This window comes from Streptomyces sp. NPDC058157, from assembly GCF_042884105.1.
Lineage (GTDB): Bacteria > Actinomycetota > Actinomycetes > Streptomycetales > Streptomycetaceae > Streptomyces.
Genome location: NZ_JBHVUQ010000068.1, coordinates 1 through 15,559, shown reverse-complemented (window position 1 = coordinate 15,559; position 15,559 = coordinate 1). Strand labels below are relative to the sequence as shown.

Below are 15,559 nucleotides of genomic sequence, written 5' to 3'. Positions count from 1 at the left end.
TCAGACCAGGTCCAGGCCGAGCATGCGGATGGCGTTGCCGCGCATCAGCTTGTACACGGTCTCGTCGTCCAGGCCCTTCACGTGGTCGAGGGCGACCTCCCTGGTGTGCGGGAAGGTCGAGTCCACGTGCGGGTAGTCGGTCTCGAAGGTGGCGTTGTCGCGGCCGACGACGTCCAGCGAGGCGATGCCGTGCTTGTCGCGGAAGAAGCAGCAGAAGATCTGCCGGTAGTAGTAGGTGGAGGGCGGCTCCGGGATCAGGCCGCGGACCCCGCCCCAGGCGCGGTGCTCCTGCCAGACGTCGTCCGCGCGCTCCAGGGCGTACGGGATCCAGCCCATCTGGCCCTCGCTGTAGGCGAGTTTCAGCGTCGGGAACTTCACCAGGACCCCGCTGAAGAGGAAGTCCATCATCGAGGCCATCGCGTTGTTGAAGCTGAGGGAGGCCTGGACGGCGGGCGGGGCGTCGGGGGAGGCGGCGGGCATCTGGGACGAGGACCCGATGTGCATGTTGACCACCGTGCCGGTCTCCTGGCAGACGGCGAAGAAGGGGTCCCAGTAGCCGGAGTGGATGGACGGCAGCCCGAGGTGGGTGGGGATCTCGGAGAAGGTCACGGCGCGGACCCCGCGGGCGGCGTTGCGGCGGATCTCGGCGACGGCGAGGTCGATGTCCCACAGCGGGATGATGCACAGCGGGATCAGCCGGCCGCCGCTGTCTCCGCACCACTCCTCGACCATCCAGTCGTTGTAGGCGCGCACGCAGGCGAGGGCGACCTCCTTGTCGTGGGCCTCGGCGAAGGTCTGCCCGCAGAAGCGGGGGAAGGTGGGGAAGCAGAGGGAGGCCTCGACGTGGTTGAGGTCCATGTCGAGGAGCCGGGCCTTGGGGTCCCAGCAGCCGCGGCGCATCTCCTCGCGGGTGATCCCCTCCAGGGTCATGTCGTCGCGGTCGAAGCCGACGGCGGCGATGTTGCGCTTGTACGGGAACTTCAGGTCCTCGTAGATCCACCAGTCGGTCGGCGGGCCGTCGGGGTCCATGGTGATCACGTACTTGCCCCCGGTGTACTCCAGCTCGCCGATTCCGGCGGTGAGGGGCTTGGGGCCGCGGTCGCGGTACTTCGCGGGCAACCACACATCGAAGAGGTGGGCGGGCTCGATCACGTGGTCGTCGACGCTGATGATCCGAGGCAGTTCCAGTGCCATGTGCTCGCGCTCCTTCTCCCCAATCTGATGCATCGTCAGAAACAAGCTAGCCCCGGCACCCCTGGACCGACAAGCGTCGGAGCCCTACGCTCTGCCGTTGATCTGACTAACCGTCAGCTGCCGTCGGGCGCTGCGCCCAGGGGAGGTCCGCGATGACGACGCCGGAACCGACGACGACGGGCGGGGCCGCGGCGGCCGGGGACGACGCCGCGCGGGCCCTCGCCACCGAGCTGAGCCGCTCCCGCACCCTCTGGGAGCTGATCTCCCGCCGCGCCGCCCTCACCCCCGGCGCCCCGGTCCTCCTCGAGGCCGCCGACGACCCCGCCGACGACCGCACCCTCACCTTCGGCGCCCTGCGCGACCGCGCCGAACGCGTCGCCGCCGGCCTCCACGACCGGGGCGTGCGCCCCGGCAGCGTCGTCGCCTGGCAGCTGCCGACCCGCATCGAGACCGTCCTGCTGTCGGCCGCCCTCGCCCGCCTCGGCGCCGTCCAGTCGCCCGTGATCCCCTTCCACCGCGACCGCGAGGTGGCCTTCGCCCTGCGCTCCTCCCAGGCCGAGTTCTTCGCCGTCCCCGGCACCTGGCGCGGCTTCGACCACACCGCCATGGCCGCCCGGCTCGGCGCGCGCGGGGTCTTCGAGGCGTACGAGGACGCGGACCTGCCCGACGGCGACCCGGCCGTGCTGCCCCCGCCGCCCGCCGACGGCACCTCGGTCCGCTGGATCTACTGGACCTCGGGCACCACCTCCGACCCCAAGGGCGTCCTGCACACCGACCGCTCCCTGATCGCGGGCGGCTCCTGCCTCGCCCACGCCCTGTGCCTGACCCCCTCCGACGTGGGCTCGATGGCCTTCCCGTACGCGCACATAGCCGGGCCCGACTACACGGTGATGCTGCTGCTCTACGGCTTCCCGGCGGTCCTCTTCGAACGGTTCGCCCTGCCGGACGCGCTGGCCGGCTACCGCCGCCACGGGGTCACCATCGCCGGCGGCTCCACCGCCTTCTACTCCATGTTCCTCACCGAGCAGCGCAAGGACCCCGCCACGCCCCTCCTGCCGAGCCTGCGCCTGCTCGCGGGCGGCGGCGCCCCCAAACCGCCGGAGGTCTACCACGCGGTGGTGCGCGAGCTGGGCTGCCAGCTCACCCACGGCTACGGCATGACCGAGGTCCCGATGATCACCATGGGCTCCCCGGACGACACCCCCGAGAACCTCGCCACCACCGAGGGCCGCCCCCCGGAGGGCATGTCCATCCGCATCACCACCCCCGACGGCACCCCCCTGCCCGCCGGCACCGACGGCGAGGTCCGGCTGCGCGGGGAGGCGGTCTGCCAGGGCTACCTCGGGCAGAAGGACGCCCCCGGCGTCTTCGACGCCGACGGCTACCTGATCACCGGAGACCTGGGCCACCTCACCCCCTCCGGCCACCTCGTCCTCACCGGCCGCAGCAAGGACGTGATCATCCGCAAGGGCGAGAACATCTCGGCGAAGGAGATCGAGGACCTCCTCCACCAGCTCCCCGGCATCGGCGACGTGGCCGTCATCGGCCTCCCCGACCAGGAGCGCGGTGAACGCGTCTGCGCCGTCGTCGAGCAGCCGCCCGGCGCGGCCCCGCTGACCCTCCCCCAGGTCACCGCCCACCTCCGCGCCCAGGGCCTGTCCCCGTACAAGCTCCCCGAACAGCTGGAACTCGTCGACGCCCTGCCCCGCAACGACGCCCTGCGCAAGGTCCTCAAGTACCGCCTGCGCGAGCGCTACTCCTGACCCGCCCGCCGCCTCTCCCGCCGGTCCCTACAGGCGGCTCAGCGACGCGGCCGCGAACAGCACGTCGCGGATGGCCTCGCGGTCGCCGGTCTGGCCGACCGCGGCGTCCTCCGGGGAGATGTGCCCGGCGGCCAGCTGGCAGAACTCCAGCCCGTCCAGCGCGACCTCCGCCACCGTGTGCTCCCGCGAGGGCCTGGCCGCCGGGGAGTCCAGGGCGATGTCCCAGCCGCCCCCGCCCGCACCCTCGATCTCCAGGTGCAGGGTCCGCCCCGGAGCCCCCGCCGCGACCAGCCCGCGCGCCGGGGCCGCCAGGCCCGAGCGGCGGCGGCCGGCCAGGGCCCCGGGCAGCAGCCGGGCCGCGAGGTCGATCATGCCGTGCAGGTGCGGCCCGGACGGCGGCTCGTACGGGTAGTCCACCGCCTCCGCGATGTCCCAGGCGTGCACCCAGCACTCGAAGGCCCGCTCCAGGAAGGCGTCCCCCAGCGGCAGCGCGAAGGCGCCGTAGTCCACGGACAGTTCGGCCACGCCCCGGCCCGCGAAGGAGACCGTGCGGACCAGGGTGTGCCCCTGCTCCCGCCAGGGCTCGCGGACCTTCCGGCCGGCCTGGTCCGCCGCCGACTTCCAGTAGTGCTCGGTGCGGTCGGTGGGACCGCCCGGCGGGGCCTGCGGGCCGAGCGGGTCGTCCAGTCCCAGCGCGGTGGCGACCAGCCCGTCGACCGTGAGCAGGTGCCCGATCACCCCCGCCACGGTGGTGCGGTGGCTGCGCCGGCGCTCCTCCTCGAACCACTTCAGCCGCACCGGGGTGTCCCACTCCGACTCCCCGAAGTCCCGCAGCAGCGCGTCCAGCCGTGCGGTCTCGGTGTCGTACGGGTTCGCCCACGCGGGTACCGGGATCCGGGCCGGGCGCTTGCCCAGGCAGTCCTCCAGCACCCGCGAGCGCAGCAGCGGCTTGAGGTCGAGGCTCTCCTCCGGGTGCAGCAGCCCGACGGCGTCGCGCAGCCGCAGGGCCTCCTCGGCGCAGGGCGCGCACTCGGTGAGGTGGTCCTCGACGGCCTGGGTCTCCTCGGCGGAGCAGGCGGCCAGCGCCCACGCCCCGAGCAGGGACTTCAGCACGGCGTGCGAGGGCGGCGCGGGCGGCAGGACCCGGGGCGCTTCGAGGTCGTCACCGGCCGCGCGCGGACCCGGTATCAGCGCGGGTCCGCCCGCCGGGGGCTCGTACGCGTCGTCGGGGGTGTCATCGGTGGGTCCGGTCATCGGGTGGTTCCGTATCCGCGTGGGCCGTATCCGGGCGGGGCGGGGTCCTCCCTCGGGAGGACGTTGGCGGTCGACAGCAGCTGGAGCCCGAGCCGCAGCCGGCGTCGCGCCTCGTCCTCGCTGATCTGCAGGTCGGCGGCGGCCTGCCGGTAGTCCCGGCGCTTGAAGTACGCGAGTTCCAGGGCGGCCCTCAGCGGGGCGGGCATGGAGGTGACGATGTAGTCGGCGCGGGCGGCGGCGTTGGCGCTGCGCACCTTCTGTTCGAGCTCCTCGCGCGAGCCCCGGCCCAGTTCGGCCTGGCGCAGCCGGGCGACGGCCTGGCCCTGGGTGATCCGGGCGACCCAGGAGCGCATGGAGCCCTGCTTGGGGTCGTAGGCGTCGGGGTTCTCCCAGATGTAGCCGAAGACCTCGCGGGTGATGCGGTCCGCGGCCTTCTCGTCACCGAGCACCCGGTGGGCGAGGCTGTGCACGAGCGAGGCGAAACGGTCGTAGAGCTCCCCGAGCGCTGCGGCCTCACCACGGGCGAGACGCTGCTGCATGCGGCGGTCCCAGCGCGGTGGAACGTCCTTCGCCATGGTGCCTCCAGCCGTGTGTCGACCCGTCAAATGTAGTCGCCACCGGCGGGACCGCGCCTGTTTTGGGGGAACGTCCCCCCAGGGCGCGAAGTCCGTGCTAGCCGCACAGACGTACGCGCCCCACCGCGCTCCCCGTGCGCGGGTTCGATGCGGCCACCCCGTCGACCGCTCCGCTTAACGCGCAGGCCATCGAGGGCTTACGCTCCTGCCTGTCTTGATCTGCACCTCAAGTGCACCCCAACGCACATGTGAAGGCGGAACGCCGCATATGGACAGCGCAGAGTACGAGCGCAAGATCGCCTCCCGATTCGCCACCTTCGACCAGGACGGGTCCGGCTACATCGACCGCGAGGACTTCAGTACGGCCGCCCGCGCGGTACTGGCCGAATTCGGCGTCACCGCCCGCTCGGACCGGGGCCAGGCCGTCTTCGCCGGGGCGGAGGCCTTCTGGCAGGGCCTGGCCGGCATCGCGGACGTGGACGGGGACCAGCGCGTGTCCCGCGAGGAGTTCGTGACCGGGGCGGCGAAGCGGCTGCGGGACAACCCGGAGCGGTTCGCCGAGATCGCCCGCCCGTTCCTGGCGGCCGTGGTCGCGGTGGCGGACGAGCACGGCACGGGCGCCACCCCGGCGGCGGCGGCCCGGGTGCTGCGCGTCCTGGGCACGGCCCCCGCCCTGGCGGACCAGGTGGCCGCGGCCCTGGCCGGCCCGGACGGCCACGTCTCGGAGGACGCGACCCTGCGCGCCTTCGCCGCGTACTGCGGCGTCGACCCGGACGCGTAGGCATCCGTCCGCGCCCGGGGCACCGCCCGGCGGCAGCCGGGGGAGTTCGAGGGACGGGGGCCCGGGGGCGGCGCCCCCGGGCCCTCCCGCGGGAGCTACGCGAAGACGACCGTGCGGGAGCCGTTCAGCAGCACGCGGTGCTCGCTGTGCCACTTGACGGCCCGCGCCAGCGCCTGGCACTCCACGTCGCGGCCGATCGCGACCAGCTGGTCCGGCGTGACCTCGTGCCCGACCCGCTCGACCTCCTGCTCGATGATCGGCCCCTCGTCGAGGTCGGCCGTCACGTAGTGCGCGGTCGCGCCGATCAGCTTCACACCGCGCGCGTGCGCCTGGTGGTACGGCTTGGCGCCCTTGAAACTCGGCAGGAAGGAGTGGTGGATGTTGATGATCCGCCCGCTGAGCTCCTTGCACAGGGTGTCCGACAGCACCTGCATGTAGCGGGCCAGCACCACCAGCTCGACGTTCTCCGCCCGCACCAGCTCCAGCAGCTGCGCCTCGGCCGCCGCCTTGGTGTCCTTCGTGACCGGGATGTGCACGAAGGGGATGTCGTAGGAGCCGACCAGCTCGGCGAAGTCGGTGTGGTTGGAGACCACGGCCGCGATCTCCACCGGCAGCGCGCCGATGCTCGCGCGGAACAGCAGGTCGTTCAGGCAGTGGCCGAACTTCGACACCATCAGCACGATCCGCATGCGCTCGTCGGAGCGGTGGATCTGCCAGTCCATCCGGAAGCTGTCGCCGATGGCGGCGAAGCTGGCGCGCAGCTTCTCCAGCGTGACCTCCGGCTCGGCCTCGAAGTGCACCCGCATGAAGAAGAGGCCGGTCTCGCGGTCTCCGAACTGCTGGCTGTCCACGATGTTGCAGCCGGTCATGAAGAGGTAACTGGAGACGGCGTGCACGATGCCCTGCTTGTCGGGGCAGGACACGGTCAGGACGTACTGGGGCAGGGGCCGGGCCCCGGGCTGCGGGTCGCTCATGACCCCATAGCCTTTCACACCGCGCAGGTCACACCGCGCGCGTGAGCATCCTCAGCACGTCCACGGAGCTCGGCCGCTCGTCCGGGTCCTCCCCGTCGGCGGCGGACATCCGCACGTGCGCCTCGCGGGCGGCCCGGACCGCGTCGGGCCAGGCGGCGTTCTCCAGGTAGGCGGTCACGGGCGCGTCCGGCCCGACCTGGTGCAGGATCCGCAGCACGCGCAGCACGGCGAGGTCGACCAGGGCCGCCTCCTGGGCGTCGCGGAAGATCGTGCCTATGTACTTGTCGGCGGACCAGCTGTCGAGCCAGGTGTCCTCGACGAGCCGGTACACGGCGTCGGTGACGTCCCCGTACCCTTCGGCGCCGGCGAGCCAGACCTCTTCCTGGAACACGGGGTCGGAGAGCATGTGCAGCGCCGAGCGCACGTTGCTGCGCCAGCGCCACCACGGCATGTCGTTGAGGGGCATGCCGCCCATGGTGGAGGAGCGGCCGCCGCGGCGGGAAGAGTTCTTCGAACCTTGGGCGAATGTCACGCTTTCGATCGTACGTTCCCCACAAATGCGATCTTGAAGCACCTATCCACACCCCGCCCCCGGCCGTTCACCTGGGCGTCACCGGATGTTGTGTACACCTCAGCACCGAGTTACCCCTGTGGCGGAATGGTCGTGGGACATGACCAAAAGCCGACGCGCAACCACCCTGATCCGCCTGCTCCTTGCCGCAGCGACGGGTGCGTGTCTCACCACAGCGTGTGGGGTGCTCCCCGGAAGCTCGGGGGGATCCGGGGACACCCTCACGGTCATGACGTTCGCTCCGATGGGAACCAAGGCCACCAACATGCCCGGAATGCCCGGCATGGCCAAGGCGTACGAACGCTGGATCAACGCCAACGGTGGCATCAAGGGCCGCAAGCTGCGCGTCCTGACCTGCAACGAGAAGAACACCGCGACCGGCGCCGCCGACTGCGCCCGCGAGGCCATCACGAAGAAGGCGGTGGCCGTCGTCGGCTCCTACAGCCAGTACGGGCGCGCCTTCATGGCCCCGCTGGAGGCCGAGGGGATCCCCTTCATCGGGGGCTACGGGGTCTCGGCGGAGGAGTTCCAGAGCACCCTGTCCTACCCGGTCAACGGCGGCCAGCCCGCCCTGCTCGCCGGGGCCGGCCACCAGCTCGGCAAGGCCTGCGCCCAGGTCTCCCTGGTCCGGCCCGACACCCTCGCCGGGGACACCATGCCGGTGCTGCTGAACGCGGGGCTGAAGTCCAACGGAACGCCCGAGGCCTCCGACATCCGGGCCGCCGAGGACGCCGCCGACCTGATGCCGCAGGCCCGCGAGGCCCTGTCCGACACCGCCACGGGCGGCTCGGGCGGGGGTGGGGGCGGGGGCGGGAGCTCCAAGGGGACGTCGACCCCGAGCCCGTCCGGCTCCCCGTCGGCGTCCACGGCCGCCAAGGGGGCGGCGTCGCCCCCGTCGTCCTCCTCCTCCTCCAAGAACTGTGTCACGGCGGTCCTGGGCGAGCGCACCGAGACCTTCTTCGACGCCTTCCGCCGCGCCGACTCCACCCACCGCAACCCGCAGATCTCCTCCGTCCTCGGCAGCGTCAGCCAGGCCCTGGTCGACCGCACCGGCGGCAAGGAGAGCCCCTTCGAGGGCACGCTCGTCACCAGCTGGTACCCGGTCTCCACCGACCCGCTGTGGGCGCCGATGCGCAAGGTGATCAGCGACGAGGCCTTCGGCGACGACACCGTCGAGGCCGACGACAGCGGGGCCCAGACCACCTGGATCGCGTACACCGTCTTCAACCAGGTCGTCCAGAAGTTCAAGGAGGGCGACCAGATCACCGGCCGCAAGGTGGCCCGGGTGCTCAACGAGTCCTCCGGCATCGCCACCGGCAACCTGACCCCGGAGCTGAGCTGGCGCTACCAGGACATGCGGGCGGTCGCCGGCTTCCCGCGCCTGGTGAACGGACGGGTCAGCTTCCAGGTCGTCCAGCAGGGCCGGCTCGTCGCCCAGCCCGGCGAAAAAGACCAGGACATGACCTCGGTCATGGAGTCCGCACCACGCTCGGCCTGACCCCGCTACAGCTGGGTCGTGTCGCGCCGGGTCAGCCCGTACTTGGCGGCGATCGTGTTCCACATGGTCGCCGCCGACTCCTTCGCCTTGGTGGCCTCGCCGCTGGACTTGTTGCCCGCGGCCGCGTCATCGGTCTGCTTGGCCTTGCCGTCCTTGCAGCCGCCCTTGTCGTGGCCGGCGTCGTCCGCCCAGTCCGCGTAGCTGTTGTCGGCGTCCGCCGAGGCGGTCCAGGCCTTGGTCAGGGCGGCCGAGAGCCGGGCGTGGTTCGGCAGCAGGTCCGTCTTCAGGTCCGAGAGCCGGGTGATCAGCTCCTCGCGCTGACGGGCCGCGTCCCGCAGGTCCTGGGCGGCCTGGCCGAGGTTCTTGCAGTCCTTGATGTCGTCCACGGCCTTGATCACGACGGTCCGGCTGTCGTTGGCGTCCGCGAGCAGCTTGTCCAGCTGGACGGCCTGCGGGCGCGCCGGGTCCACCGGCGCGGAACCACCCGGCGCGTCGGCGTCGGCGGCGGCCGCCCCGGAGCCGGGGGACGTCGCGACGGGGTCGTTGTTCTGCGCCTTGCCGTCGCTCAGCAGCGCCCCCACCCCGAGCCCGGCCACGGCCAGCCCGAACACCGCGGCGGCGATCACCGCGGGCGGCACCCGGCGCGCGGGGGCCGCCGGGGGCGGGGGCGGGGCCTGGAACTGCTGCGGCGGCTGAGGCTGCGACTGGGGCTGCGGCTGCGGCTTCGCCCGGCGCCGCTGCGGGGCGGCCGGCGGCGGAGTCCGCCGCGGCACAGGCTCGGCGGCGGCCCCCTCACCGCCCCCACCGCCGTCCCGGAACAGCCCCTCGAACCCCTCACCGCCGGGCTCGGCGGGAACGGGCGGGACGTACTGCGCGACGGCCTCGTTCACCCCGCCCGCCGGAACCGGCGGAATGTACTGGGTGGCGGCATCCGCCACACCGCCCGCGGCAACCGGCGGCAGGAACTGCGTGGCGTCCTCGGCCGGAACCGGAGCGGCGAACGGGGCCGGGGCGTCACCCGCACCACCCGCCGGGACGGGCGGGATGTACTGGGTGGCCGCGTCGGCCACACCGCCCGCCGGGACCGGCGGGATGTACTGGGTGGCGGCATCGCCCGCACCACCCGCCGGAACGGGCGGAATGAACTGAGTGGCGGCATCCGCCACACCGCCCGCCGGGACCGGCGGAATGAACTGGGTGGCCGCGTCGCCCGCACCACCAGCCAAAACGGGCGGAATGAGCGGAATGAACTGAGTGGCGGCATCGCCCGCACCACCAGCCGGAACCGGCGGGATGTACTGGGTGGCGGCATCCGCCACGCCCCCCGCCGGGACCGGCGGAATGAACTGGGTAGCGGTGTCCCCCGCACCACCAGCCGGAACCGGCGGGATGTACTGCGTCGCCGCCCCGGCGCCACCCGCGTGCGGCAGGCCGAACGGGGGCGCGCCCCCGGGCGGCGTGCCCGGTAGCGCCGGGACGGCCTGGGTCTCGGCGCCCGCCAGCATGGCCCCCGGCGCGCCCGGCCCCGTCGGGGCGGGGGGTGCGTACGGGACGGCGGGCGCGGCGGCGCCCACCTGGGGCACGTACTGCGTGGCGGCGTGCGCCACGTGCGCACCCGGGCCCGACTGCACCGGCGGGACGTACTGCGTCGGGGCGTCCGCCACCGGCGGGTAGCCGTAGCCCGGGGTGCCCGGCGCCCCGGGGCCGGGGGCGTGGCCGGTCTGGGGGTAGCCGTACGCCGGGGCGCCCGGCTCCGGCGGCGGGACGTAGGCGGCCTGGACCGGCCCGCCCTGCTGCCCCTGCCCCTGCCCCTGCCCCTGCGGCCCCTGCGGCCCCTGCGGCGTGCCGTACGGGTCCTGCGTCGCGGGCGGGAACCCGTACCCGGGGGCCGCCCACGGCTGCCCGGCCTGCGGCGTCCCGGGCTGGGGGACGCCCCCTTGTCCGTTCTCCGTCACCGGGACTCCTTCTCGCCTTCTCCGACGTCCGCGCTCCGTGGGGGATCCGCGCAGCCGTCGGGTCACGCTACCCGGTCACGGCCCGGCGACGTCAGGCCACCTGAACCTCCAGCCTCGCCCCGAACTCCCGCACCGCCGGTTCCTCCCGGTACGGCTCCAGCCGCGCCCGGAAGTCGTCCAGGTACTCCGCACCCCGCCGCGAGCGCAGCGTCCCCAGCAGTTCGGCGGCCTTCGTCGCCGTCTGGCAGGCCTGCTCCACCTCCCGCTGCTGCACCTGCGCCGCGGCCAGCAGCAGCAGGCCGATCGCCCGCCGGCGGGCCTTCGTCACGGGCAGCCCCCGCAGCGCCTCCTCCGCCCGCCGGCCCGCCGCGTCGGCCTGGCCGAGGTCGCGGTGGCAGTGCGCGAGCTCGTCCGCCAGGTAGGCCTGGTCGAAGTGGCGGATCCACACCGGGTCGTCGCCCGACTCCGGCTCGGCCCGCTCCAGCGCCGTCACCGCCCGGCCCGACAGCACCGCCGCGGAACGGGCGTCGCCGAGCAGCGCGTGCCCGCGCGCCTCCGCCGCGTAGAACATGGCCTCCACCCGCGGGGTGACCTGCCCGCGCGTGCCCTCCTGCGCGGCCCGCGCCAGTTGCGCGATCTCTCTCGGGTTGCCCAGCTCGGCCGCGAGGTGGCTCATCGACGCGGCCAGCACGTAGCCCCCGTACCCGCGGTCGCCCGCCGCCTGGGCCAGCCGCAGCGCCTGGATGTAGTAGCGCTGGGCCAGGCCCGGCTGGCCCGTGTCCACCGCCATGTACCCGGCGAGTTCCGTGAGCCGGGCCACCGCCGCGAACAGCGCCCGCCCCACCGGCTCCCGGTACGAGCCGCCGATCAGCCCGGAGACCACGGAGTTGAGGTAGTGCACGACGACGGGCCGCACGTGCCCGCTGCCGAAGCGGTGGTCGAGGTCGGTCAGCGCCTGGGTGGTGGCCCGGACGGCCTCCACGTCGGACATCCCGACGCGCGAGCCGCCGTTGCGCGCCACCTGCGGGTCGGCCCCGGTGATCAGCCAGTCGCGGCTGGGCTCGACGAGCGCGGAGGCGGCCACGCTCGACCCGGAGAGGAAGTCGCGGCGCCCGACGTCGCTGCGCCACAGCTCGCAGACCTGCTCGATGGCGCCGACCACGGTCGGGGAGAACTGCAGGCCGACCCCGGAGGCGAGGTTCTTGCCGTTGGCCATGCCGATCTCGTCGATGGTGACGGTCCGGCCGAGTTTGCGCCCGAGCGCCTCGGCGATGATGCCGGGCGCCCGGCCGCGCGGCTGCTGGCCGCGCAGCCAGCGGGCCACGGAGGTCTTGTCGTAGCGGAGATCGAGGCCGTGCTCGGCCCCGCACATGTTGACGCGCCGGGCGAGCCCGGCATTGGAGCACCCGGCTTCCTGGATGAGCGCCTGCAACCGTTCGTTCGGCTGGCGGGCGACGAGAGGCCTGGCTGCCATGAAAACCCCCTGAGACGCGGGTGATCGTTGGAATGATCACTTCCCGCCTGAAGTGCGGAGAATCTTCCTCTCTGCGACGTGTCGTTACCCACCGGCCGCGCCCCGGCCTCCTACGCGCCCCCGCGCGTGCACCCGTGCGCCCCGCGTGCAGGATCGATGCACCGCCGGCCCGCGCGTTTATCCCCGTAACCCCCGGTGACCCCGGGAGTTGTGCTGCACGTGGAAGAGACCATCGGAGTCACGGAGACCGCGCCCATCCCCCAGCAGCGCGGCGAGCTGCTGCTCGACCATGCCGTGCGGTACGTGGAAGAGCGGCACTGGGACGTCTTCGCCGGTACCTGGCTGGAACCCGGCGACGGCCGGGAGCTGTGCTCCTGCGGGGTCGCCGACTGCCCGGCGCCCGGCGCGCACCCGGCGGTGAAGGACTGGCGCTCCCTGGCCTCGGGCAGTGCGGTGGGGGTGCGGCGGATCTGGGGCAAGCACCCGGGCGCCTCCATCCTGCTGCCGACGGGCCGCACCTTCGACGCCCTGGACGTACCGGACTCCGCCGGGTTCCTCGCCCTGGCCCGGCTGGAGCGCATGCAGCGCACCCTCGGCCCCGTCACCCTCACCCCCGACCACCGCATGCTCTTCTTCGTGCTGCCGGGCGCCGGGGCGAAGGTGCCGGACCTGGTGCGCAAGCTGGGCTGGCTGCCGCACGCCATCGACCTGACCGCGCGCGGCGAGGGCGAGTACGTGGCGGCGCCGCCGACCCGCTACGGCGGCAAGGGCCCGGTGCAGTGGGCCCGCAAGCCCACCCCGGCGAACCGCTGGCTGCCGGACACCGAGGAGCTGATCGACGCCCTCGCGTACGCGTGCGGCAGCGAGGCGGCCGCGGCCCGGGGACGCCGCAAGGCGTAGCGGACCGCGCCGCCCGCTGACAGCTGACATACGTGGCCGCCACTTCATGACATTCGTAACTGCTGCGCCCTCTCCCCCTCCTCCTATGGTGGGAAAAGTACGACCACGGGGATGAGAACGAGAGGCAGGCGCATGCCGGACCAGGGTGATGCGGCGGGCGGTAGCGGTACGGGCGGGACGGACGGCGCGCGACCCGCGCCGGACGGTGTCGCCGTGCGGGTGGAAGGACTGTGGAAGCGCTTCGGCGAGCAGGTGGCCGTCGGCGGGATCGACCTGGAACTGCCGGCCGGCCGTTTCATCGGCCTCGTCGGCCCGAACGGCGCCGGCAAGACCACCACGCTGTCGATGGTGACGGGGCTGCTCCGCCCGGACATGGGCCGCGTGACGGTCGCCGGGCACGACGTGTGGGCCGACCCGGTCGAGGTGAAGAAGCGCATCGGGGTGCTGCCCGAGGGCCTGCGCATGTTCGAGCGCCTCTCGGGCCGTGAACTCCTCGGCTACATGGGCCGCATGCGCGGACTGCCGGGCGCGGAGACCGACAAGCGGGCCACGCAGCTGCTGGACGTCCTCGACCTGGCGGGCTCGCAGCACAAGCTCGTCGTCGACTACTCCACGGGCATGCGCAAGAAGATCGGCCTGGCGGCCGCGCTGCTGCACAACCCCGAAGTCCTCTTCCTGGACGAGCCGTTCGAGGGCGTCGACCCGGTGTCGGCGCAGACCATCCGCGGAGTGCTGGAACGTTACACCGCGTCCGGTGCCACCGTCGTGTTCTCCTCCCACGTGATGGAGCTCGTCGAATCGCTCTGCGACTGGGTGGCCGTCATGGCGGCCGGCCAGATCCGCGCCGCCGGCCCGCTGGCCGACGTACGCGGCTCCGCGCCCTCCCTGCAGAACGCCTTCCTCGAACTCGTCGGCGCCCGCGACCACGCCTCCGGCGACTCCCTCGACTGGCTCGGCGGCGCCCGATGAGCGCCGCCACGGCCGAGCCGGGCCTCACCCCCCTCTTCATCCGCCTCAAGCTCTCCCTCATGCGCAACGGGCTGAAGGGCTCCTCCAAGCGCAAGGCCGCCTGGATCGTCAGCCTGCTGTTCTCCCTGGCCTTCTCCGTCCTCGCCACCCTGGGCCTGTCCCTCCTGCACGGCCACGCCCACGCCGCCACCGCCGTCGTCCTGATGGGCGCGATCCTCGCGCTGGCCTGGACCGTGATGCCGCTGTTCTTCCCCACCGCCGACGAGACCCTCGACCCGAGCCGGCTGGTGATGCTGCCGCTGCGCCCGCGGCCGCTGGTGCGGGCGCTGCTGGCCTCCTCGCTGGTCGGCATCGGCCCGCTGTTCACGCTGTGCCTGGCCGTCGGCTCGGTGGCCGCGGTGGCGCACGGCGCGGCGGGCGTGCTGGCGGCGGTGCTCGGCGCGCCGCTCCTGCTGCTCGGCTGCGTGGCCCTGGCCCGGGCCGTGGCCACGGCGAACGTCCGGCTGCTGACCAGCCGCAAGGGGCGCGACCTGGCCCTCCTGAGCGGCCTGCTGATCGCGATCGGCGCCCAGCTGGTCAACTTCGCCAGCCAGCGCCTGTTCCAGGTCGGCGGGCTGACGGCGCTGGAGCCGGTCGAGGCGGTCGTCCGCTGGCTGCCGCCGGCGACGGCGGTCGGCATGGTCGACTCCGCGAGCCGCGGCGCCTACGCGCAGGCGGCCGCCCAACTGGCCCTCACCCTGGGCGCGCTCGGCCTCCTCCTGCGCTTCTGGGAACGCAGCCTGACCAAGCTGATGGTCACCCCGGACGGCTCCACCCTCGCGGCGGCCAAGCCGGAGAAGGAACGCGGTTCGGGCGGCGCCTGGTCCCTCCTCCCCGACAGCCGCACGGGCGCGGCGATGCAGCGCACCCTGCGCTACGTGGCCCGCGACCCGAAGACGAAGTCGGCGTGGGTGTCGGCGCTGGCCGTCGGCATGATCATCCCCGTCTTCAACGCCGTCCAGGGCAGCGGCTCCGTCTACCTCGCCTGCTTCGGCGCGGGGATGCTCGGCGTCCAGATGTACAACCAGTTCGGGCAGGACACCTCCGCCTTCTGGATGGTCGCCCAGACCATCTCCTTGCCGCGCGAGGCGTACGTGGAACTCCGCGCCCGCGCCGCGGCGCTGGCCCTGGTCACCGTCCCGTACACGGTCCTCGTCACGGTCGTCACCGCCGCGCTGGTCGGCGACTGGGCGCAGTTCCCGGCCGCCCTGGGGCTGGGGCTGGGCCTGCTGGGCGCGATGCTGTGCACGGGCGCGCTGGCCTCGGCGCACTTCCCGTACTCCATCCCGACGGAGGGCGCCTTCAAGAACGTCGTCCCGGGCCAGGCGGGCCTGGCCTGGCTGGGCATCTTCGGCGGCATGCTCACCTCGGCGGTGGTCAGCGCCCCCGTGATCGCCCTGGCGATCTACGTCAGCCTCTCGGACGCCCCCGCCACCCCGGCCTGGCTGACCCTCCCGGCGGGCATCGCCTGGGGCACCCTGGCCGCCTGGACGGGCCTCCGCCTGGCCGCCCCGACGGTCTCGCGCAAACTCCCGGAAATCCTGACGGCGGTCAGCAAGGGCTGACCACCCCCACCCCACGCCGCAGGGGGTGCCGGGCCCCGGGGCCCGTC

13 protein-coding genes are annotated in these 15,559 nt (G+C 73.4%); 6 read left to right on the top strand and 7 right to left on the bottom strand.

The features are described 5' to 3' along the window. Complete coding sequence (locus ACFVXK_RS18865) at positions 1–1,194, bottom strand: amidohydrolase family protein (RefSeq protein ID WP_389613083.1); 1,194 nt, start codon at positions 1,192–1,194, stop codon at positions 1–3. Between the two features lie 152 nt (positions 1,195–1,346). On the opposite strand from ACFVXK_RS18865, the gene ACFVXK_RS18860 reads away from it, so the two are divergent. Continuing rightward, positions 1,347–2,957 carry an AMP-binding protein gene (locus ACFVXK_RS18860; protein ID WP_389613036.1) on the top strand — a complete coding sequence of 537 codons (1,611 nt, stop codon included), beginning with the start codon at positions 1,347–1,349 and terminating at the stop codon, positions 2,955–2,957. Positions 2,958–2,984: 27 nt separating this feature from the next. On the opposite strand, the gene ACFVXK_RS18855 is transcribed toward ACFVXK_RS18860, so the two are convergent. Beyond that, complete coding sequence (locus ACFVXK_RS18855; RefSeq protein ID WP_389613034.1) at positions 2,985–4,211, bottom strand: maleylpyruvate isomerase N-terminal domain-containing protein; 1,227 nt, start codon at positions 4,209–4,211, stop codon at positions 2,985–2,987. Continuing rightward, positions 4,208–4,786, bottom strand: coding sequence for a sigma-70 family RNA polymerase sigma factor (locus ACFVXK_RS18850; RefSeq protein WP_079429140.1), 579 nt, complete (start codon positions 4,784–4,786; stop codon positions 4,208–4,210). Before ACFVXK_RS18850 ends, ACFVXK_RS18855 begins: the two co-directional genes overlap by 4 nt. Positions 4,787–5,054: 268 nt before the next feature. On the opposite strand from ACFVXK_RS18850, the gene ACFVXK_RS18845 reads away from it, so the two are divergent. Continuing rightward, complete coding sequence (locus tag ACFVXK_RS18845) at positions 5,055–5,567, top strand: EF-hand domain-containing protein (RefSeq protein WP_389613032.1); 513 nt, start codon at positions 5,055–5,057, stop codon at positions 5,565–5,567. Positions 5,568–5,662: 95 nt separating this feature from the next. Here the strand turns inward: ACFVXK_RS18845 and purU are convergent, their stop codons facing one another. Beyond that, positions 5,663–6,541 carry a formyltetrahydrofolate deformylase gene (gene purU / locus ACFVXK_RS18840; RefSeq protein ID WP_389613031.1) on the bottom strand — a complete coding sequence of 293 codons (879 nt, stop codon included), beginning with the start codon at positions 6,539–6,541 and terminating at the stop codon, positions 5,663–5,665. A 28-nt stretch (positions 6,542–6,569) separates the two neighbouring features. Beyond that, complete coding sequence (locus tag ACFVXK_RS18835) at positions 6,570–7,016, bottom strand: hypothetical protein (RefSeq protein ID WP_389613081.1); 447 nt, start codon at positions 7,014–7,016, stop codon at positions 6,570–6,572. Positions 7,017–7,212: 196 nt separating this feature from the next. Here ACFVXK_RS18835 and ACFVXK_RS18830 point away from each other — a divergent pair, with 196 nt between their 5' ends. Beyond that, positions 7,213–8,610, top strand: a complete 1,398-nt coding sequence (locus ACFVXK_RS18830) for an ABC transporter substrate-binding protein (protein WP_389613030.1) — start codon at positions 7,213–7,215, stop codon at positions 8,608–8,610. Positions 8,611–8,615: 5 nt separating this feature from the next. On the opposite strand, the gene ACFVXK_RS18825 is transcribed toward ACFVXK_RS18830, so the two are convergent. Both ACFVXK_RS18825 and ACFVXK_RS18820 read right to left on the bottom strand, forming a co-directional pair. Next, complete coding sequence (locus ACFVXK_RS18825) at positions 8,616–10,565, bottom strand: hypothetical protein (protein ID WP_389613028.1); 1,950 nt, start codon at positions 10,563–10,565, stop codon at positions 8,616–8,618. A gap of 91 nt (positions 10,566–10,656) precedes the next feature. Further along, positions 10,657–12,039 (bottom strand): transcriptional regulator, encoded by a 1,383-nt coding sequence (locus tag ACFVXK_RS18820; protein WP_389613026.1) that lies wholly within the window; start codon positions 12,037–12,039, stop codon positions 10,657–10,659. A gap of 219 nt (positions 12,040–12,258) precedes the next feature. Here ACFVXK_RS18820 and ACFVXK_RS18815 point away from each other — a divergent pair, with 219 nt between their 5' ends. The 3 genes from ACFVXK_RS18815 to ACFVXK_RS18805 all read left to right on the top strand — a co-directional run bounded on the left by ACFVXK_RS18815 (position 12,259) and on the right by ACFVXK_RS18805 (position 15,512). Then, a complete protein-coding gene (locus ACFVXK_RS18815) occupies positions 12,259–12,939 on the top strand; it encodes a bifunctional DNA primase/polymerase (RefSeq protein ID WP_389613024.1) in 681 nt (226 codons plus the stop codon). 132 nt (positions 12,940–13,071) lie between these two features. Continuing rightward, on the top strand, positions 13,072–13,908 hold the full coding sequence (locus ACFVXK_RS18810) for an ABC transporter ATP-binding protein (protein WP_389613022.1): 837 nt from the start codon (positions 13,072–13,074) through the stop codon (positions 13,906–13,908). Next, entirely contained in the window at positions 13,905–15,512 is a 1,608-nt protein-coding gene (locus ACFVXK_RS18805) for a transporter (RefSeq protein WP_389613020.1), read from the top strand. Before ACFVXK_RS18810 ends, ACFVXK_RS18805 begins: the two co-directional genes overlap by 4 nt. Positions 15,513–15,559: the final 47 nt, after the last annotated feature.